Consider the following 19,790-nt stretch of genomic DNA (forward strand, 5'->3'; position numbering starts at 1 on the left):
TTTAAGAATTTTTAATCTCTTTGGTTCCATAATGTTTTAACGATACAACACTACCAAAGGATAACGCGGATGCAGCACGAAGACTTGTGGAAAAAAATCAAAGAGCACCAGGAACTCTCACGACGGGATGTATTGAAATTGATGGCGCTTTCGCCTGTAGCTGCGGGAGTTTTGGCCTCATCCGCCGCAACCGAGGCGCATGCCGAAGCGTCCCAGGCAAAAGGGCGTATCGTCATCGTCGGAGGCGGATCGGGGGCATTGATGGTCCTCTCCAGGCTGCGCCGCGCTTTGGCCAATCCCGATATCACCATCATCGCTCCGAACGACAAACACGTCTATCAGCCCGGCCAGGTATTCGTTGCCGCGGGTGAATACGAGCCCGACGACATTACTTTCGACAACACCGGTTACATCGGCGAAGATGTGACGTGGATCCGCGACGAAGTCGCGACGTTCGATCCGGAGGGGAACAAGCTGCTCACCAAGGGGGGAAAACAAGTCGATTACGATTACCTCGTCGTCGCGACAGGGATGCAGTACCATTACGAAAAGATCGAAGGACTCAACGCCGGCCTGATCGGTCAGCACGGGATATCCAGCGTCTATCTGAGCGATCTGGCCAAAGGGACCGCAGAGGGGGGAACGATTACCCGCGATTGGTTCAATGCGGTGCGTGAAGCGGCCAAAACCTCCAAGCCCCGCGTCATCTTTACCCAACCTTCCACCCCGATCAAATGCGGTGGCGCTCCCCAAAAAATGCTCTACCTGTGCGACGATTATCTCAAGAGAGATAAACTCGATGCGGAATTTATTTTCGCCACCGCCGGAGAAAAACTTTTCAGTATCGAAGAGATCGAAGCGTCACTCACAAACGTGCAGAAACGCTACGGCAACATCACGAACAAATTCGGACACGAACTGATCCGCATCGACCCCGAGAAAAAACAGGCGACTTTCCTGCACAAATACCAGGTTCAGGGAGAGTACGACAAAGAGTACGAAGAGTACGAAATGATCGACAAAGAAGAGGAAGTGGTGCTCGAGTACGATTTCATCCATGTTTCTCCTCCCACGGCGGCGGTGGATGCGGTCGCCGATTCGATGCTGGGATGGCAGAAAGGGAACGCGCAAGGGTGGCTCGAAGTCGACCGCGAGACGCTGCAGCACCGCCGCTACAAAAATGTTTTCGGGATCGGGGACGTATGCGGTATCCCGATCGGAAAAACAGGGGGGACGGCGCGCCATCAGGGTCCAGTTGTCGTCAAAAACCTGATTGCCGTGATGGAGGGGAAAGAACCGGCCGAAAAATTCGACGGCTATACCGTCTGCCCGCTCAAGGTTTCCTACGGAGAGATCATCATGGCCGAATTCAATTATGACGGACTTGCCCCTTCATTTCCGTTAGACCCCGCCAAACCGCGCTGGATCTGGTGGATTTTCGACCTCTATATGCTTCAGCCGATGTACCGCTATCTCATGCTAAACGGCCTGATGTGATAAAAACGTGTTACGGATATACACAACGCAAAAGAAAGTCGAAATATAAGGCAGAGTAATTGACGCTGTTTTGGTCAGTTGGTACGTCACTTGCATTACCATACCTGAAGAGTATAAAAAATACGTAAAAAGGTGTGGAATGAGCAAAGAGTATGTGTTGAGCGACACCGATTTTCTGGTGTCGCAAACGGATGAAAAGGGACGGATCCTTTTCGCCAACGAAGATTTCTGCAAAATCGCCGGCTACACGCTTGATGAGCTGATCGGCCAACCCCATAACATCATCCGTCATCCCGATATGCCCAAAGCGGCGTTCAAAGACCTGTGGGATACCGTCAAACAAGGTCAAATCTGGACCGGCTACGTCAAAAACCGCACCAAAGACGGGGGATATTACTGGGTTTATGCGACCGTGTTCCCCAACATCGCGTGCGAAGAGGGTCAATGCGGATTCATGTCGTGCCGCCGCAAACCCTCTCGCGAAGAGATCGCCGAAGCCGAGAGCCTTTATCAAACGATGCGGCAGGGGGCTTAAATGAACCATACGACGAAAATAGCCCTTGTGGCGGCCGTGGGAATCGGCGGAACCGTTATCGGATTCATGAGTGCAAGCCCGGGCGTGATGGCGGCGGCTTCCGTCCTTACCGTCCTGGTCGCATCCGGGATGCTTTGGCAACCCTCCGCGCACAACGCCCAGATCGACGGATACCTCGACCAGTTTATGGAACTGATGTACTACAAACGCAACCGGATCAAACCGATCGACGCACGCCCCGGATCGCTTGAAGCCAAGCTGGGCGCTTTGGCCAAAGCGCACGAAGAGATGTTGCTCGCCGACACCCGGGTGGCCGGGGAAATGGTGCTGCTGGCCGACAAGGTGAGCCAGGGCCATTACCGCTGCCGGGTTGAGAGCGATACGAAAACTCCCCACGTCCACCTGCTGCGGATGACGATGAACAACATGCTCGACCAGACCGAAAAAAACATCGACAAGGCGATCCGCGTCCTTGAAGCCCTCGGCGAAGGGAAATTCGACACCCGTGCCGAGATCGGCGTCGAGGGGAAAATGGGGCAGATGCTCGCAAAAATCAACGAGCTCGGCAGCGCCCTGCAGCGGATGGAAGCGCAGAATACCGAAGCCAAAGAGGTGCTCAACAACAACACGCTTCACTTACGTCAGACGATCGAGGAACTCCGTTCGACGAAGTTCCTCGAACTCAACGGCATGATCAACACGACCGTCGAACGGATCCAGAACGTCGCGGGCAAAGAGCACGAACTTGCCGACAATCTTCAGGCCCTCACGGGGAACGTCCGCGAAACCAAAGAGATTCTGGTTACGATCGGAGACATTGCCGATCAGACGAATCTACTGGCGCTCAATGCGGCGATCGAAGCCGCCCGTGCGGGAGAACACGGGCGCGGATTCGCCGTTGTCGCCGACGAAGTGCGCAAACTCGCCGAGCGGACCCAGAAGAGCCTTGCCGAAAGCGCCGCGACGATCAATATCCTGATTCAGTCGATCAGCGACAACAGCGAAGCGCTGAACAAAAACATGGGTGAAATGATGGACCTCACGCAGTATGTGGGGAACGTCGACCGTAAGATGGAAGAACTGCTCGAGGCGATGGACGCGATGAGCTGAGGCTCATGCGCTGTAGGGGTGCAGCAGGATCGACGCCCCGTTGACGTCCCCTTTTTCGAGTTTCAGCGCCGCCGCATAAATGCGCCCGAGCATGCCCGTATGGGTGATGAGGGCGTCTTCGATCTCCTGATCGGGTTTGAGCTCTTCGACGATCCTCTGAATCGGTACGTTCATCAGCCCTTCGAGCAAAGAGAGCATCGCGATCAGACGGGTCCGCTCCACCGTTTTTTCTTCGGGATCGGGTGAGAGTTTGTGAAGAAGCGAAACCATCGTATCGATCCGTTTCTGGGCAAAAACGGTATAGGGATTCCGCTCATCGACCGATTTCGTCCCCGATTTGGAGTAGATGATCAGCATCAGCCACTGCATTAGATCCATTTTCCCCAGTTTTTCGAGCATTTCGCGCAGCGACGCCGTCCCTTCGAGATAGTGGGGATGGACTGAACGCAAAAACTGTATCAGCTGCAGCGATAGGCTCCCTTCCTGTTTGAAAAAGTGGTGGATTTCATCGAGCGAAGCGTCTTTTTGGAGCAGGGAAAACAGCGACATCACCTCCGAATACTGAGGGTCGATCCGTTTTTGGGTAATCAGATGCGCTTTGGCAAAATAAAATCCCTGAAAATACGCGAACCCGACCCCTTTGTACGCTTCGACGATTTCGTAAAATTCCACTTTCTGGGCGATCCATTTCATTTTTCCGTACGGGTTCGGGGCGAAACGGAACTGTTCGATGTCGGTTTGGGTGACGTCGAATTTGGCAAATTCGACGAACGGGAAAATAGGGGAAAAAGTTTCCAGGTAATGGGGGTGAAAAGAGGCGTTATCGAGCGCGAACCGGTAGCCGAGTGAGAAATAATAGCGGATCGCTTCATGGACGCGCGCGTTGATTTTGGTAGAGGCGGAGAGTTCGAAAACGAATTTCTCTTTGGGAAGGGTGCGGAGGATGTCGGTCAGCAGCAGGGGGCCGTCGGTATTGACGAATGCAAGAACGTCCCCGAACGCTCCCTCCGAACCGATTTGGTTAAGAAGATTCACGAGCACCGACGCCGTAGCGTGGCGAGGATCGTCGATGACGCATTCGCCGTAAGCGTTGCGGTAAAAAAATTCGTAGCCGACGATCTCTTCGGAAAGATTCAAAATCGGCTGTCGTGCCAGTTGTAGCGTACTGTTTAACATTGTTTCTCACTGTTCGTGTTGCTGAAGTGTACCGTAATTTGAGTATTATTTCAAAAAGAGATACACGATACGAATAGGCGGAACCGATGACGCAGGAACATAAAACGATCCATTTCAAAGACTACCTTCCCCCGGCTTATACCGTTGACGAATGCCGTTTGGAATTCATTATCGAGGAGGGCTCCACGCGGGTCGACAACGTCATGCGCATCGTCCGCCTCGATCCTGCCGCAACTGAACTGCGGCTTGACGGCGAGATGCTGGAACTCGAACTGCTGTGGGTCGATGAGGTTCTGTACTCCGAAACGATGTACCGTTCCGACGAAAAAGGGTTGAACATACCCCTCGATGCCGACGAAGCGACCGTCCGCGTCATCACCCGTATCTATCCGCATGAAAATACCGCCCTTGAGGGGCTCTACCGCTCGGGGGGGATCTGGTGTACCCAAAACGAACCCGAAGGGTTCCGCCGGATTACCTATTTTATTGACCGTCCCGACGTCATGACCCGTTTTACGACCAAAATCATCGCCGACCGCGAAAAATGCCCCGTGTTGCTGGGGAACGGAAACCTGCGGGGGACGGCGACGCTGGAGAACGGAAAACATCTTGCCCTCTGGGAAGACCCCTTTCCCAAACCTTCTTACCTTTTTGCCCTTGTAGCGGGAGACCTTGGGTCGATCCGGGATACGTTTACCACGATGAGCGGCAAAACGGTGGATCTTGCGATTTACTGCGATCCGGGGAACGAAGAGAAATGCCGTCATGCGATGCGTTCGTTGAAAAAATCGATGGAGTGGGACGAGTACACCTACGGGCGCGAATACGATCTGGAGGTCTACAGCATCGTTGCGGTCGACAGTTTCAATATGGGGGCGATGGAGAACAAAGGGCTGAATATTTTCAACTCCCACTACGTTCTGGCCGACGAGGATACTGCGACCGACGGTGATTTCATGGGGATCGAGAGCGTGATCGCCCACGAATATTTTCACAACTGGACGGGGAACCGCATCACCTGCCGGAACTGGTTCGAACTCACCCTCAAAGAGGGATTGACCGTTTTCCGGGACCAGTGTTTCAGCGCCGACATGAACTCCCCTCTCACCCAGCGCATCGACGACGTCCGCGCCCTTCGCGAACGACAGTTCGTCGAAGACGCGGGACCGACGGCCCATCCCATCAAACCCGACAGCTACATCGAGATCAACAACTTTTACACGGCGACCGTTTACGAAAAAGGGGCCGAGGTGATCCGGATGATGCATACGATACTGGGTCCCGAACGTTTCCGCGCCGCGATGGACCGCTATTTTGACACTTTCGACGGCCGGGCCGTGGGAACGGAGGAATTTTTATGGGCCATGCAGAGCGAAAGTCCGGTGGATCTGGATCGGTTCAAGCGGTGGTATTCTCAGGAGCGGACTCCTACGCTCGTCGTTTCGGCTCTCCACGATCCCCTCAAACGGCAGCTCCGTTTGAGCGTCGTTCAGCAAGTGCCCAAAAACACCAAGAACCTCGAACAGCTCCCTTACGCCATGCCGTTTAAAATCGCCCTGTTGAACGGGAACGGCGATCCTTATCCGCTTCAAACCTCCGACATCACCGTTTTGCACGGCGACGTGCTCTGGATCGAGGAGGAGAAGCACGAGATCGTGTTCGAGGAGATCGAGGTTCCCCCGGTGCTGTCTTTGAACCGTGGATTCAGCGCCCCGGTCATCGTGGAATGCCGGCAGCTCGATTATCCGTTTCTGATGGCCCGCGACGGCGACGGCTTTGTCCGCTACGAAGCGGCCCAGCGTTTCGGCATCGAAACGCTCGAAGCGATGATGCGGGGAGAGAATGCCGATGAGCGTTTCGTCGAAAGCTTCGGTGCGGTTTTGGCGGATCGTTCGATCGAGCCGATGTTCAAAGCGCAGCTGCTGGAACTTCCCTCGATCGCATCGTTGATGCAGCGCCAGAGCGTCATCGACGTCGAATCGATCGCTTCGGCCATCGAGCGTCTCAAACGGACTCTTGCGGAGCGTTACGGTACGATCCTCCGCGATCAGATTACGATCCTCTACGATCCCTCGGATACGTCGATCAGCGGTGAGAGCATGGGGCGCAGGGCGCTGAAAAACCGTTTGCTCGGGCTGCTGATGAGTCTGGGGGCCGAAGAGGACGCGCAACTGTGCCATACCCATTACACCCGGTCGCTGACGATGACCGAACGCCTTGGGGCCCTCGAACTGCTTGAAAACTATGCCCCCGTCCACGCCGAAGGGGCACTGGAACATTTTTACGCCCGCTACCGGGATCAAACGCTGGTGATGAACAAGTATTTTGCCGTACGCGCGTCGTCCCATCGTGAAGGGACTCTCGAGAGGGTCAGGGGGTTGCAGGAGGATCCGGCATTCGACATCAAAGTACCCAATCTGGTCCGCGCACTGATCGGCAGTTTTGCCCGAAACCCCGTCGCGTTTTACCATCGCAGCGGCGAGGGATACCGCTTTATCGCCGACAAAATCCTCCAGATCGATCCGCTCAATCCGCAGGTGGCCTCGGGCCTCGCCGGCGCGTTCAAAAACTACGCCCGGCTGTGCGGCGAGCACAAACCGATGATGGGGGGGGAACTGGAGCGGATTAAAAATCACCCGGGGCTCTCGGACAACGTCTACGAGATCGTGTCGAAGATTTTGGGGACGCCGTAAAAATTGAGAAAAAAGGTAACATTATAATCTTTTGTCGAATTTCTAATATAAAATATGAACCATCTTGTAAGGTTGTGATAACATTGTGATGGAATGGTAATATAATCACCGTTAATGGATTTTATTAGAAGGAGAAACAATGGCGAGATTAGTGGTCCTCGGCGGCGGTGTCGCCGGACACACCGCGGCGACATTCGCGGCGGATTGGCTCGGTAAAGAACATGAGGTGGTGGTCGTCACCCCGAATTCGAAATGGAACTGGATTCCTTCGAACATTTGGGTCGGCGTCGGCGAAATGACCAAAGAGGATGTCACGTTCGATCTCGCTCCCGTTTACGAAAAAGCGGGGATTACCTACAAACAGGCCAAAGCCGTGAGCATCAACCCCGAGGGAAGCGCGGGCAGCGATAAACCGTTCGTCACGATCGAGTACACCGGTCAGGGCAAAGCGGGAGTGAGCGAAGAAGTCACGTACGACTACCTGATCAACGCCACGGGCCCCAAACTCAACTTCGGCGCGACACCGGGGTTGGGAGAGGGATCCAACCTCGGCGAGCACACCGTTTCGGTGTGTACTGCAGACCATGCCGAACACGCGGCGCATGAACTTGAAAAAATCATGGACAAAATGCGCAAAGGCGAACGCCAGAAAATCCTGATCGGGACGGGTCATGGAATGTGTACGTGCCAGGGTGCGGCGTTTGAGTACATCTTCAACGTCGAGCACGAAATCCGCAAAGCGGGTCTTCGCGATATGGCCGACATCAAATGGATATCCAACGAGTCGTTCATGGGGGACTTCGGGATGGGCGGACTGCACATGAAAGTGGGCGGTTACGTCGTCAGCAGCCGTATCTTCACCGAGTCGTTGTTTGCCGAGCGCGGCGTCGATTACATCACCGGTGCGCACGTCAACAAAGTCGAAAAAGGGAAAGTGTCGTACGAACTGCTTGATGGTTCGACCGGTGAAGAGAGCTTCGATTTCTCCATGCTGATTCCTCCGTTTGCGGGGGTAGGACTCAAAGCCTACAACAAAGCGGGCGACAATATCACCGATACGGTATTCGCTCCCAACGGATTCATGAAAGTCGATGCCGACTATACGCCAAAAGCCTACGAAGAGTGGAAAGCCTCCGACTGGCCGCGTACGTACCAGAACCCTACGTACAAAAACGTTTTTGCCGCGGGGATCGCGTTTGCTCCTCCGCACATCATCTCCAAACCGGCGAAATCGCCCAACGGTACCGTTATCAACCCGACCCCTCCACGGACGGGTATGCCCAGCGGTATCATCGGAAAAGCGGTTGCGGCAAGCATCTGTGATCTGATCAAGCACGGTGCGAGCGCCCATCTACACGAGGCTTCTATGGCGGAAATGGGTGCGGCGTGCGTCGCTTCCGCCGGTAAAGGATGGCTGGACGGCCAGGCGGCGGCGATGACCGTTTACCCGGTCGTTCCCGATTACGACAAATACCCGGGAACGGGGCGTGATACCGATTATACGTTTGGTGAAATCGGTCTGGCAGGTCACTGGATCAAACACATCCTCCATTACCTGTTTATCTACAAAGCGAAGCTCAAACCGGGCTGGTCGTTTATTCCCGAATAAAGAAAGAGGAGAAAATCATGTCAAAACCAGAAGAATTCAACTTCGCCAAAAACGACAAGTTCAATACGGCGATGATCCCCGGCAAATGGGCGCGCTTTATGCGGACCTGCAAACTGTGGCAGTTTATCCGCTTCATCATCATCAACCTCAAAATGCTGGTCGTTGTCAGCAAAAGCCACTAACTCTCCCGTTTTGGCCTCGCGGCCAAAACCCTAACTTCCGAAAAAAGTGTCCGTGCCATGATCCGAGAGATTATCCGTTATCCCGATCCCCGCATCCGTCTGATATCTGCTAACGTCCGTTTTTTCGATAGCGAACTGCGTGCATCGATTACCGATATGATCGATACGATGAAGGCCAACGACCTCGATGCCCTCACCGCAATTTTGATCGGTATCCAGTACAACGTCATCGTCATGAAAGAAGGGGAATCGTATGTCCCTTATGTCAACGCGCGGCTGATCAAGCAGTCGGAAAAAGCGGTATTTACCGAACGCAGCCTCTATTACCCCGGCATCAGCGTCGACGTCGACCGTTTTACCCGGGTCACCGTTATCTACGAAGATACGGAAGGGAATCCGTGTCACCGCGATCTGGAGGGGGAAGAGGCCCGCCGGTTCCAGCAGTATCTCGATTACGCTTTTGGGAGTACTTTTGTCGATCGGGTGGATCGTGAAATGAAGCGGCGTATCGACGATCACCTCGAATTCGGACTGGTCGCCGATGCCCGTGGCGGAAGCTGCCCGAGGGTATTCGTGCGCGATTACTTCAAAAAAGGGGCGAAGTGGACGATGCTTCTGATCGCGGCGAGTTTTTTGTTCCCTTTGATTCTCTCTCCGACATACGCGCAAACAGTGTTTTGGATCGATGCCGCCGCCTTGACGGCGGTGCCGCTGCTCATCGTCGGCTATGTCCTCTACGCTTTCTACGAATCGCGAAAATACAAACAGTGCACCAGCTGTCAGACCGGAAATATCATCGGCACGACCGCCATTTTAGGGGCGCAGTTTTTGCTGATTGCGGCGGGCGTCTTTTTCTGGATCAGACCATAAATAATAAAAAATTATAGTATTATACCGTCATCGTTTCAAGAGGATAGGGTATGAATTTCCCCGATTTGTCGCAGTTGCAGGATGCCAGAGATGTTTTGATCGCGGAAAAGGGGTCGATACTCGCCGAATGGGTTTCGCACGAGATCTGTTCGGATATTCTCAAGCGCCACGAGATCGATACCGACTTTTTCGTCAACCGTTACGCATCGAACGTTTTTGATTATTTCATGGGGGTCGTTTCGGGAGAGATGGAGATCGGGCAGTGTCCCGTCATCGCCGATCTGATCGACTACCTCAAGGATAAAGAGATCCGGGCGGACGAACTTTTTGTCCTCTGTACCCATTTTAAGCGCTCGGTCATCGACGCCACCTATCGACTCGGGGTCAATGCCCAGGGGGTATTCAGCACGATCAGCTATCTGTTCGACCAGAATTTTGCGGGGGTGCTCAAGCTCTACACCGATACGATCTACCAAAAAGAGCAGGAAGCCCTCAACGCGTCAAAAGCGAAGGAATACTTTCTCTCGAACATGTCGCACGAGATACGTACCCCCCTTAACGCCATTTTGGGATTCGTTTCGCTGCTTCGGGACGAAACGACCAATCCGCGGTCGCAAAAGTATCTTGACATCATCTCCAACAGCGGCGAGACGCTGCTGCACATCATCAACGACATCCTCGATTTCTCAAAGCTCCGCAGCGGCGAATTTACGGTCGATCCGCAGCCGTTTAACATCCATGACGAAATTTCGCATACGATGGAGCTGTTCGTCCCCAGCGCCAATTCCAAAAGTATCACCCTCACCAGCTTTATCGATCCCTCGATTCCCTACGAGATGACGGCCGACGCGTTGCGGATCAAGCAGATCCTGGGGAATTTTCTGAGCAATGCCATTAAATTTACCGATCATGCCGGGGTGATCCACGTCGAAGCGCGCTATGAAGAGGGATTGCTCTACCTCTCGGTCAGCGACCAGGGGATCGGGATCAAACCGGCCGACCAGGAGAGAATCTTCGATGCCTTTTCGCAGGTCCAGGAATGCGGCAAGCAGCTTCAAGGCGGAAGCGGCCTGGGACTTTCGATCTGCCGTCAGCTTGCCGTCCATATGGGCGGGGGTATCGAACTCGAATCCTCACCCGGAAAAGGGAGCGTGTTTACCCTCAAAATCCCCGTGACGGTCAATACGGAGTGTTTTATATCGAAGTTCGACCCCTCCCGGATGGAAAACCTCCGCATCGCACTGTTGAGCTATCCCGAGGAAGAGGGGTACAAGCTCGAATCGCTGCGGCGTTACTGGGAACATTTCGGATTGAAGATCATGCAGATTGATACGGTGGACGAATCGGCGGATCTGCTGATTTTTCTCGAAAGTGCAATCGACGAAACGAAACGCAGTGCCATCATCGAACGGAATATCCCCTCGATCGCGATTCTCGATTTCCTCGATGACCGTTACGATACCGTCGCCAATATCGTTCCGCTGACCTTCCCGATTTACTGCACCAAGCTCCAAGGCGCTTTCAACGAAGCGTTAGAAGGTACGGCCCGCGAGGGTGCGCTGCCGAAGAGTCCGTGCCGGGGATGCGGCTTTGAGGGGAACGTTCTCGTCGCGGAAGACAACAGCGCCAACCAGGAGTTGATCCGCATCGTACTGGAGCGTTACGGCCTGGGTTACACGATCGTCTCGAACGGAGCCGAAGCGCTTCGGGAGTTTGAACGCGGGGAGTACGACATCGTACTGATGGACGAACAGATGCCCGTGATGGACGGCAACGAGGCGACGGCCGCCATGTTGGCGTACGAATCCAAGACGAAGCGGCGTCATACCCCCATTGTCGCTCTGACCGCGAATGTGATCAAAGGGGCGCGCGAGCGGGCCATCCAAAACGGGTACGATGCATTTTTGGGCAAGCCGATCGTTCTGCGTGAGATCGAGCAGGTTTTCGAGCGCTACCTCCAAAGCAGACCCGTCGCTCTCTCGGATGTCTCAGAGGAGGAGGAAAACTCCATCGACATGGATCACCTCAAGAGCGCGCTGATGCTTGATCAAGAACAGATTGAGCAGCTGCTGGGGATTTACCGTGCGAAAATGGAGCGTTCGCTCGAGGAGCTTCGCGAAGCGATCGATGCGAAATCGTACGAGGAAATCGCGTTCGTGGCCCATTCGATCAAAGGGTCGAGCAGCAATTTCCGTTTCGAGGAACTGTCGCGGCTGGCACGGGTGATCGAGGAGTCGGCGGCGGCGGGAGAAGAAGAATTCGATTTTTCCGAAGCCCATGAGGTACTCTGCGGCGAGTTTACCCGCAGGTTTCCGGCGAAAGAGGCGGGTTACTCTTCGAGGTAGTATCCTACGCCCGAAGCGTTTTTGATAACGTCGGTGGGCAGTTTCGCCCGCAGGCGCCATACGAGGGTGCGGACGCTGTTGTCGGTCGCTCCTTTGGTGTCCCAGACGTAGTTGATCGCCTGTTCGAAATCGACGACGCTCCCCAGCTGGGCGACGAGAAGGCGGATAAACGCATTCTCTTTTTTGGTCAGTTTGATTTTTTTGTCCTGGTAATAGGTCTCTCCCAGCCCGATGTCGTGACGGTAGCCCTCACCAAATTCGACGATCGGTTTGTCCGAAAGCTTTTTCGCATAGACGAGCTTTTCGAGCTGTTCGCGGTCTGACTTGAGTTCGTCGAGGTTGGAATTGCGTTTTTTCTCTTCCTTGAACCGGTAAATCGCCATCTGGATCGTGGTGTGAAGATTGATGGGATCAAACGGCTTGACGATGTAGCCGTAGGGCTCGGTTTTTTTGGCTTTACTCAGCATGTCATTGTCCGAATGGGCCGTGAGGTAGATAAACGGAAGAGGGTGCTTGTCCCGGATGAACTGCGCCAGCTCGATGCCGTCCATCGTTTTTTGGAGGCCGATATCGATCAGGGCGATATCGGGGTTGTAGATTTTGATCTTGTTGCGGGCCGTCACCGCGTTGTCGGCGGTGGATACGACGTCGTATCCCTGTTTTTCCAGCGACATTTTCAGATTGACCGCAGTCACTTCATCATCTTCGACGACCAGTACCTTGATTGGGCTCATACATCCTCTTTAAACGATTTACAAAATATTATGATTCTAGCACAGAACCGGTGAAACTCAAAGTATTTTGTGTTCAAAAAACGGAGTTTTCCCCCCCGCTTTTCGAATAATGTCGCTTTTTTATCCGTTATTCAACCCAAAAGGGGCATAATCGCGATCAACGTAGGACGCACAGGACGATATGAATGCTTGATTTTGACAAATTTACGAAATATTCCAAGCCGGGTCCCCGGTACACGAGTTACCCCACCGCGCTTGAATTCAGCGACGCGTTCGACTACGATGCGTACCTGGCCAAGCTTCACGCGCAGGACCCTTCGCGCCCTTTGTCTTTATACTTCCACCTTCCGTTTTGCAAAAACGCCTGTTATTTCTGCGGCTGTAATGTCGTGTTTACCTCCAAAGAGGACAAAAAAGAGCGATACATCGACTATCTGATCCGGGAAATGGCGATTTTGGCCGATCACATCGACGTGAAGCGCCCGGTTATTCAGCTCCATTTCGGCGGAGGGACTCCGACCTTTTTTGACGCCGATCAGCTCCACCGGATTATCGCGGCCATCAAAGGCCATTTCAAAAATTTCGCAGAAGGAGCCGAGATCAGCTGCGAGATCGATCCCCGCCACATCGACGAAGCACAGATGAAAGTGCTCAGCGACGCGGGTTTCAACCGTGTCAGCTTCGGGATTCAGGATTTCGACGAGAAAGTACAGGTCGCGGTCCACCGCGTCCAGCCCTACGACATCACCAAGGCGGCGATGGATCTGGCGCGTAAATACAACATGGTGAGCGTCAACGTCGATCTCATCTACGGCCTGCCGTATCAGAGTCTCGAAACCTTCAAAAAGACGCTGGACTTGGCGGTTTCCCTTGATCCGGACCGTTTTGCGGTGTTCAACTACGCCCACGTACCGTGGCTTAAAAAGACGATGCGCAAAATCGACGAGACGACGCTTCCCCATCCGAGCGAAAAACTCGCGATCATGCGCTACACGATCGACCACATGGCCGAGTGCGGTTACAAGATGATCGGAATGGACCATTTCGCCAAACCCGAGGATGAGCTTTTCAAAGCGATCGAAAAAGGGGAACTCCACCGTAATTTCCAGGGGTACACCACCAAAGGGGGGGCGGACCTGATCGGGATCGGTCTTACCAGTATCGGCGAGGGGGTCGATTATTACGCCCAGAATTTCAAAGAGATGGAAGCGTACGAAGCGGCGATCGATGCGGGGCGCCTGCCGCACGAACGAGGCGTGGCGCTGAACGCGGACGACCGGATACGTCAGTACGTCATCATGGAGCTGATGAGCAATTTCAAGCTCGACATTCCCCGCTTCGAAACGGCCTACGGGGTAAAATTCGCGGAGTATTTCGCCGATGCCCTCGAAGCGCTGAAGCCGTTTGAGGCCGACGGACTGCTCACCATCACTCCGAATGCGATCGAGTGCACCCCTACGGGGACGCTGCTCATCCGTAATATCTCGATGCCTTTCGATGCTTACATGAAACGTCATGCCGCATCCGACAAGGCGTTCAGCAAAACGGTGTGACCATGACGCGACAGGGCGAACTTTTCAATTTCACGGCGACGTCGGACGCGTGTATCAAATGCGGGAAATGTATTCCGGTCTGTACCATCCACAATGTCAACGCCGACGAAGTTACCTCTCCGCGCGGCTTCATCGACCTGCTGGGTGCGTACGAGCGCGGGCAGCTTGAGCTGGACAAAAACGCCAAAGAAATTTTCGAAAGCTGCTTTTTGTGTACCAACTGCACCGACGTCTGTCCCAAGGCGCTGCCGACCGATATGGTGATCGAGCAGGTGCGCGCCGACATCGCCGACCGCTACGGCATCGCATGGTTCAAGCGGGCCTTTTTCCTTCTTCTCCGTCACCGCAAACTGATGGACCTGATGTTCAAGCTCGGGTACGTCTTCCAGACCTGCGGTTTCAAGATCAAAGAACAGACGCAGTCGATGACGCCGCGTTTTTCGCTTCCCATCATCAAAAAAGACCGTCTGCTCCCTTCGATGGGGAAAACGTCGTTTCTCAACACCTACCCCGAAGAGATCGACAACGGCGGCAAACGGCGGGTTGCGATTTTCATCGGCTGTCTGGGGAACTACAGCTATACCGAAATCGGAAAGGGGCTTGTCGAAATTCTCGAAGCGCTGGGAATTGATGCGTTTATCCCCAAAAAACAGCTGTGCTGCGGGGCGCCGGCCTATTTTACGGGGGATTTCACCACCGTCGATCACAACGCGAAAAAGAACATCGAGTATTTCGAGAGTTTTATCGACGACGTCGAAGCGATCATTATTCCCGAAGCGACCTGCAGCGCGATGATCAAGATCGATTACGACCACTATTTCCACGATCAGCCCGAGTGGCGTGAAAGAGCCAACCGGCTCAAGAACAAAATCTTCATGGCGACCGAGTGGCTGGAGCAAAAAACGGAACTGAAAGCACTTTTGGCATCCAAAGGGCGCAGCGATCTGGTAGTTACCTACCACGACCCCTGCCACGCGCGAAAAATGCAGGGTGTCTACAAAGAACCCCGCGCGCTGGTCGGACAGAATTACACGATTACCGAAATGAGCGATCCCAACGCCTGTTGCGGGTTTGGCGGGGTCACGATGCAGACCGAGAAATTCCATTACGCGCAGGCCGCCGGAAAACCCAAGGCCGCGATGATCGGAAAAAGCGGAGCGCAGATCGTCACTGCCGAGTGCAGTGCGTGCCGTATGCAGATCAACAATTCCCTTCACGAAGCTTCCCTCGACGTCGTATTCAAAAATCCGATCGAACTGATCGCGGAAGCCCTCCGACAATGACGGCTTTGGAGGTCGAATCGTTTCTGGAGACGTTTCAAACCCTCATGATCGCTTCGGTGACTCCCGAAGGGGTACCGCACGCCAGTACGGCACCGTTTGTTCGGATGGGAAGCGATTTTTACATCCTCATCAGTACCGTGGCACAGCACGGACGCAACCTTTTGGCCAACCCCCATATTTCGCTGCTGTTCACCGAAGACGAATCGCGATGCGCTCAGCCGTTTGCCCGCAAACGGGTGACGATAGAAGCAAGAGCGTCAGATACGGTTCGTACCGATCCGATGTACGGTGCAATCATCGAACGGTTCAAAGCCCATTTCGATCCTGAACTCATCGGTTCTTTGACGCAGATGGGAGATTTTCACCTTTTCCGACTTTCCCCTCAAGGCGGCAGTGTCGTGATGGGATTTGGCAAAGCGTACCGTCTGAACCAAAATCTCGAAGTAGTGACCCAGATCATGGGGCAGCACCAGAAGGAGAAAGCGTGATTATCGATCCGACGGGACTCAAACCCGATATCGTCTACAAACTGATGAGCAATACGATCTTTCCCCGTCCGATCGCATGGATTTCGACGGTGGGGGAAGGGGGCGTAAACCTCGCCCCCTACAGCTATTTCATTCCCGTCTCCACGGTGCTTCCGTGCGTCATGGTCTCCTTTGGACGACACGAAAACGGCGGGCTTAAAGACTCGATCCGCAATATCCTCGACACGGGCAAAGCAACGATATCCCTTGCGCACGACATCCATGCATCCCCCATCGAAGCGAGTGCCGAACCGCTTCCTTACGGCGTCAGCGAAAGCGAACACTGCGGCATCGATATGAAAACGGCGCTGGAAGGGTATCCGCCGATGGTCACGGATGCGAAGGCGGCACTGCTGTGCTCGCTGCATCAGATTACCGAACTCAAAGAGAGCCCGATGAGCATCGCTTTTTTGAGAATCGAGCATTTTTACTATGCCGAAGGAGTGGTAGACGAGCGCTACAACGTGCATCTGCAAAACATCGGCCGTGTGGGGCGCGATTATCTTGTCGGCGCAAAACGGATCAAGGGGTAACATGGAATTTTGGAATCATATTTACGACCAGTTCGATCCTGTCGCCTTCCATCTTTTCTCCATACCGGTCCACTGGTATGGGCTGATGTACGTCGCCGCGCTGTTTACCGCATTCGCCGTGGCCAAATGGACCATCGTCAAAGACAGCATCGCCATCACCAAAGAGCAGCTTGACGATTTTTTCTCGTGGGAAGTCTTCGGGGTGATCCTCGGTGCGCGGCTGGGGTACGTTTTCTTTTACGATCCGAATTCGTGGTATTACCTGACCCACCCGTGGCAGATTTTCAACCCCTTCATGGACGGGCAGTATGTCGGCATCCGGGGGATGAGCTACCACGGTGCCGTGATTGGGTTCCTGATCGCTTCGTACCTTTTCGTCCGCCGCAGCGGTATCCCCTTCGGGCGGCTGATGGATGTCGTAGCGATCTCCGTACCTCTGGGGTATGTGTTCGGACGGATCGGCAACTTCCTGAACCAGGAACTGGTTGGCCGCGCGACCGATGTTCCCTGGGGCATTTACGTCTACGATACCCTTCGCCACCCCTCGCAGCTTTACGAAGCGTTTGTCGAGGGGATTGTCGTCTTTGCCATCGTCTATCTCTACCGCAAGCGTAAGGCGTTCGAGGGGGAACTGATCCTGGTGTACGGATTCAGTTACGGAATCGGTCGGGGACTGGTCGAATTCTTTCGCGCTCCCGATCCTCAGATCGGCTATCTCGCGGGAGAATGGCTGACCCTCGGGATGGTGCTCAGTTTTGCCATGGCAGCCGTTGCGGCAGTGTTGTGGGCCTATTTCCGCTCACGGAACCGGATGCAGAAGCGGTGAATACCCTCCACGTAGTGATAATCGAGTGAAAAACGGTGCATGTCGCACACCGACTGGGCAATGTAGAGTCCCAGCCCCAGCCCCCCGTCTCCCCTCTCCGTAACGAAAGCCTGTAATGCCTCCTCAACGGGGCGTTTGAGTGGTTCGCCGCTGTTGGAAATGCAGATTTTTTCCCCGTCGCAGCGGATGTCGATCGGATAAGATGCGGCATGGCGGTAGGCGTTGTCGATCAGATTTTGCAGCGCGCTCGTAAAAAGGGCTTCATCGACGAGCAAGATTCGATCACACCCTTCCAGCCGGATGTTCTGTGGATCGAGGATGAGGTTGTCCGCCGCGGTTTTAATGACGGATTCCAGCGATACGCTCTCTTTATTCAGCGCAAACGCGTGCATTTTCTCGATCTGGGCCATCTGGTTGATCAGACGTTCAAGCCGTTCGAAAAGTTTCCCCAGCAGATTGCGGTTCGGACTCGGTTCTTCGAGTTCGACGATGAGTTTGCCTTTGGTGATGGGGGTTTTGAGTTCGTGCATCATGTTACGCAGAAACAATTCGCGCGATTTTTTCAACTTCGCCTGTTTTTCGAGGGCATCGTTGAAGGCGTTGGAGATCAGGGCGATCTCATCTTTGCCTTTGCTCGTCGTGTTGACTGTCTCTTTCCCTTCGCCGTAGAGCCGGATTTGCTCGTAGAGACGCTTCAGCGGTCTGAGGTTGCTCCACAGCAGCAGGTACATGCTCACCAGTCCCCCCAGCAACGCCACGAACAAAAACCAGACGAAGTAGTAGGTTTTCCCTTCCGCCGTGTCGCGGTAAAACATCGTGCAATGCCCCTGATCGAGTTCATAAATGACTCCGGCGTCATCCTTGTAAATCGTGACCCGTACGTTTCGCGAACGGAGTTTTTCTTGCATGGGCGGAGGGAGTTTGAGCGCTTCACAGCGGGGTGTTTTCCCCGCAATGACCTTGAACCCGGCCGCAGAGAGTTCGGCATTCGTATCGGCGCAGCTGCGCCCCCGGGTTTCGTCGACGATCCGGGAAAGTTCCATCGAACGGTGGGCGAGTAGATGAAATTTCTGGCGTTCCTGTTCACCGAGAGCGGAGAGGAACAAGAGTATTAAAACAACCAGCGCAAGGAAAAAAAAGGCGTGAAGTTTAAAAAAAACGGAATGTCGGCGTGAAATCATAGGGTAAACTGATAACCCATTCCGCGGACGGAACGGATGAGAGTGGGATGTTTGGGGTTGGCTTCGATCTTCTGGCGGATGCGGCTGATGAGAACATCGATACTCCGTTCCGAGCTTTCCCAGCCGATCGATTCGACGTTGTTGGCGATGAAATCGCGCGAGACGATTTGACGGCGGTGTTTGATCAGGAGGGCCAGGAGCTCGAATTCGGCACGGGTAAGCGGGAGAAGTGCCCCCTCTTTGTAGATCCCGTTGTCGTCGACGCGAAACGTCTCGCTACTGGCCTGTATCGTTTTACCGCCGACGCGGCGGAGCAGGCTTTGGATCCGTGCGACAAGCTCTCTGGGCTCGTAGGGCTTGGGGAGATAGTCATCCGCTCCCAGTTCGAGGGCGATCACTTTGTCTCCCAAATCGCTCCGGGCCGAGGAGATGATGATGGGGATGTCGCTCCGTTCCCTGAGCGATTTGCACACCTCAAGCCCGTCGATATCGGGGAGGGTGAGGTCGAGCAGCACGAGATCGTACGATTCGATACCCAGCGATGCCAGAGCGGCGCGGGGATGCTCGTAGGCGATCACCTCCATCTGGTAACGGCTCAAATACTGGGTCAAAAGATCCGAGATTTCGAGGTCGTCTTCGATCAGGAGGATTTTAATCATGCCGTTTTACTTATTATCGCAGTTTTTGCAACCCATGCCGCCCATTTTGCCCTGTGGCGGATACATCCCCTGTGCAGGACCGCATTTCTGCCCTTTGAGCTTGCGCATGTATTCAATTTTGCCGCGCTGCTCGGGTGTGAGGACGGAGAGCATCTTTTCATGCTGTTTGTTGTGGAATGCCTGCGTTTCTTCGCGCAGTTTGATGATCTGCTCTTTTTGTTTGTCGTTCAGATCGAGCGCTTCGAGAGCTCTGGGAAGCTGTTTCGTATCGCACTGGCATTTCTCCATCATTCCGCCTTTGCACATGCCGCCGTTGAACATTCCCTGTCCCATTCCCATAGGACATGCCATCAATGCCGTGGCTCCGAGGATCAGGGCCGCACTAAGAATCTTTTTCATGGTTGTACTCCGTTTGTTTGATTGTTCATACACCGATATGATAGGAAAACTCATCCAACGTTGCGTCAATCCAATGTT

18 protein-coding genes are annotated in these 19,790 nt (G+C 54.1%); 13 read left to right on the plus strand and 5 right to left on the minus strand.

What is annotated here, in order from left to right; all coding sequences use genetic code 11:
* The first annotated feature begins 69 nt into the window (after positions 1-69).
* The 3 genes from AB1763_10890 (at position 70) to AB1763_10900 (ending at position 3,142) form a co-directional block, all read left to right on the plus strand.
* Positions 70-1,497, plus strand: coding sequence for an FAD-dependent oxidoreductase (locus AB1763_10890; protein ID MEW5833330.1), 1,428 nt, complete (start codon positions 70-72; stop codon positions 1,495-1,497).
* 139 nt (positions 1,498-1,636) lie between these two features.
* Positions 1,637-2,032 carry a PAS domain-containing protein gene (locus AB1763_10895; protein MEW5833331.1) on the plus strand — a complete coding sequence of 132 codons (396 nt, stop codon included), beginning with the start codon at positions 1,637-1,639 and terminating at the stop codon, positions 2,030-2,032.
* Entirely contained in the window at positions 2,033-3,142 is a 1,110-nt protein-coding gene (locus AB1763_10900; GenBank protein MEW5833332.1) for a methyl-accepting chemotaxis protein, read from the plus strand. It begins immediately after the preceding gene.
* A 3-nt stretch (positions 3,143-3,145) separates the two neighbouring features.
* On the opposite strand, the gene AB1763_10905 is transcribed toward AB1763_10900, so the two are convergent.
* A complete protein-coding gene (locus tag AB1763_10905; GenBank protein ID MEW5833333.1) occupies positions 3,146-4,318 on the minus strand; it encodes a hypothetical protein in 1,173 nt (390 codons plus the stop codon).
* Between the two features lie 86 nt (positions 4,319-4,404).
* Between AB1763_10905 and pepN the strand changes: the two genes are divergently transcribed.
* The 5 genes from pepN to AB1763_10930 all read left to right on the plus strand — a co-directional run bounded on the left by pepN (position 4,405) and on the right by AB1763_10930 (position 12,017).
* Positions 4,405-7,011, plus strand: coding sequence for an aminopeptidase N (gene pepN, locus AB1763_10910; GenBank protein MEW5833334.1), 2,607 nt, complete (start codon positions 4,405-4,407; stop codon positions 7,009-7,011).
* Between the two features lie 139 nt (positions 7,012-7,150).
* On the plus strand, positions 7,151-8,620 hold the full coding sequence (locus tag AB1763_10915; GenBank protein ID MEW5833335.1) for an FAD-dependent oxidoreductase: 1,470 nt from the start codon (positions 7,151-7,153) through the stop codon (positions 8,618-8,620).
* A 17-nt stretch (positions 8,621-8,637) separates the two neighbouring features.
* On the plus strand, positions 8,638-8,802 hold the full coding sequence (locus tag AB1763_10920; GenBank protein ID MEW5833336.1) for a hypothetical protein: 165 nt from the start codon (positions 8,638-8,640) through the stop codon (positions 8,800-8,802).
* Between the two features lie 57 nt (positions 8,803-8,859).
* Positions 8,860-9,672 (plus strand): peptide deformylase, encoded by an 813-nt coding sequence (locus AB1763_10925; protein ID MEW5833337.1) that lies wholly within the window; start codon positions 8,860-8,862, stop codon positions 9,670-9,672.
* 50 nt (positions 9,673-9,722) lie between these two features.
* The gene (locus tag AB1763_10930) at positions 9,723-12,017 is read left to right on the plus strand and encodes an ATP-binding protein (GenBank protein ID MEW5833338.1); all 2,295 of its coding nucleotides are present in this window, start codon (positions 9,723-9,725) and stop codon (positions 12,015-12,017) included.
* On the opposite strand, the gene AB1763_10935 is transcribed toward AB1763_10930, so the two are convergent.
* Positions 12,002-12,751 carry a response regulator gene (locus AB1763_10935; GenBank protein MEW5833339.1) on the minus strand — a complete coding sequence of 250 codons (750 nt, stop codon included), beginning with the start codon at positions 12,749-12,751 and terminating at the stop codon, positions 12,002-12,004. The genes AB1763_10930 and AB1763_10935 overlap by 16 nt on opposite strands.
* A 185-nt stretch (positions 12,752-12,936) precedes the next feature.
* On the opposite strand from AB1763_10935, the gene hemN reads away from it, so the two are divergent.
* From hemN to lgt, 5 genes are read left to right on the plus strand one after another with little or no spacing between them, the layout of a single operon-like run.
* Positions 12,937-14,304, plus strand: a complete 1,368-nt coding sequence (gene hemN, locus AB1763_10940) for an oxygen-independent coproporphyrinogen III oxidase (GenBank protein ID MEW5833340.1) — start codon at positions 12,937-12,939, stop codon at positions 14,302-14,304.
* A 2-nt stretch (positions 14,305-14,306) separates the two neighbouring features.
* Positions 14,307-15,587: a (Fe-S)-binding protein gene (locus AB1763_10945; protein ID MEW5833341.1), complete on the plus strand. Its 1,281-nt coding sequence runs from the start codon at positions 14,307-14,309 to the stop codon at positions 15,585-15,587.
* On the plus strand, positions 15,584-16,075 hold the full coding sequence (locus AB1763_10950) for a pyridoxamine 5'-phosphate oxidase family protein (GenBank protein ID MEW5833342.1): 492 nt from the start codon (positions 15,584-15,586) through the stop codon (positions 16,073-16,075). The genes AB1763_10945 and AB1763_10950 overlap by 4 nt, the downstream gene beginning before the upstream one ends.
* Positions 16,072-16,647, plus strand: a complete 576-nt coding sequence (locus AB1763_10955; GenBank protein MEW5833343.1) for a flavin reductase family protein — start codon at positions 16,072-16,074, stop codon at positions 16,645-16,647. The genes AB1763_10950 and AB1763_10955 overlap by 4 nt, the downstream gene beginning before the upstream one ends.
* Before the next feature lies 1 nt (position 16,648).
* Positions 16,649-17,473, plus strand: coding sequence for a prolipoprotein diacylglyceryl transferase (gene lgt, locus AB1763_10960; protein MEW5833344.1), 825 nt, complete (start codon positions 16,649-16,651; stop codon positions 17,471-17,473).
* Here the strand turns inward: lgt and AB1763_10965 are convergent.
* The 3 genes from AB1763_10965 to AB1763_10975 form a co-directional block, all read right to left on the minus strand.
* Complete coding sequence (locus AB1763_10965) at positions 17,437-18,579, minus strand: ArsS family sensor histidine kinase (protein ID MEW5833345.1); 1,143 nt, start codon at positions 18,577-18,579, stop codon at positions 17,437-17,439. The genes lgt and AB1763_10965 overlap by 37 nt on opposite strands.
* Before the next feature lie 71 nt (positions 18,580-18,650).
* Positions 18,651-19,313 carry a response regulator transcription factor gene (locus AB1763_10970; GenBank protein MEW5833346.1) on the minus strand — a complete coding sequence of 221 codons (663 nt, stop codon included), beginning with the start codon at positions 19,311-19,313 and terminating at the stop codon, positions 18,651-18,653.
* A gap of 6 nt (positions 19,314-19,319) precedes the next feature.
* Positions 19,320-19,712 carry a hypothetical protein gene (locus AB1763_10975; GenBank protein MEW5833347.1) on the minus strand — a complete coding sequence of 131 codons (393 nt, stop codon included), beginning with the start codon at positions 19,710-19,712 and terminating at the stop codon, positions 19,320-19,322.
* Positions 19,713-19,790: the final 78 nt, after the last annotated feature.

This window comes from Campylobacterota bacterium (assembly GCA_040752835.1).
Classification (GTDB): domain Bacteria; phylum Campylobacterota; class Campylobacteria; order Campylobacterales; family Sulfurimonadaceae; genus Sulfuricurvum.

Coding starts and splice junctions, on each gene's coding strand:
- AB1763_10890 (MEW5833330.1), top strand. CDS start 70: ATGCAGCACGAAGACTTGTGGAAAAAAATCAAAGAGCACCAGGAACTC.
- AB1763_10895 (MEW5833331.1), top strand. CDS start 1,637: ATGAGCAAAGAGTATGTGTTGAGCGACACCGATTTTCTGGTGTCGCAA.
- AB1763_10900 (MEW5833332.1), top strand. CDS start 2,033: ATGAACCATACGACGAAAATAGCCCTTGTGGCGGCCGTGGGAATCGGC.
- AB1763_10905 (MEW5833333.1), bottom strand. CDS start 4,318: ATGTTAAACAGTACGCTACAACTGGCACGACAGCCGATTTTGAATCTT.
- pepN (MEW5833334.1), top strand. CDS start 4,405: ATGACGCAGGAACATAAAACGATCCATTTCAAAGACTACCTTCCCCCG.
- AB1763_10915 (MEW5833335.1), top strand. CDS start 7,151: ATGGCGAGATTAGTGGTCCTCGGCGGCGGTGTCGCCGGACACACCGCG.
- AB1763_10920 (MEW5833336.1), top strand. CDS start 8,638: ATGTCAAAACCAGAAGAATTCAACTTCGCCAAAAACGACAAGTTCAAT.
- AB1763_10925 (MEW5833337.1), top strand. CDS start 8,860: ATGATCCGAGAGATTATCCGTTATCCCGATCCCCGCATCCGTCTGATA.
- AB1763_10930 (MEW5833338.1), top strand. CDS start 9,723: ATGAATTTCCCCGATTTGTCGCAGTTGCAGGATGCCAGAGATGTTTTG.
- AB1763_10935 (MEW5833339.1), bottom strand. CDS start 12,751: ATGAGCCCAATCAAGGTACTGGTCGTCGAAGATGATGAAGTGACTGCG.
- hemN (MEW5833340.1), top strand. CDS start 12,937: ATGCTTGATTTTGACAAATTTACGAAATATTCCAAGCCGGGTCCCCGG.
- AB1763_10945 (MEW5833341.1), top strand. CDS start 14,307: ATGACGCGACAGGGCGAACTTTTCAATTTCACGGCGACGTCGGACGCG.
- AB1763_10950 (MEW5833342.1), top strand. CDS start 15,584: ATGACGGCTTTGGAGGTCGAATCGTTTCTGGAGACGTTTCAAACCCTC.
- lgt (MEW5833344.1), top strand. CDS start 16,649: ATGGAATTTTGGAATCATATTTACGACCAGTTCGATCCTGTCGCCTTC.
- AB1763_10970 (MEW5833346.1), bottom strand. CDS start 19,313: ATGATTAAAATCCTCCTGATCGAAGACGACCTCGAAATCTCGGATCTT.
- AB1763_10975 (MEW5833347.1), bottom strand. CDS start 19,712: ATGAAAAAGATTCTTAGTGCGGCCCTGATCCTCGGAGCCACGGCATTG.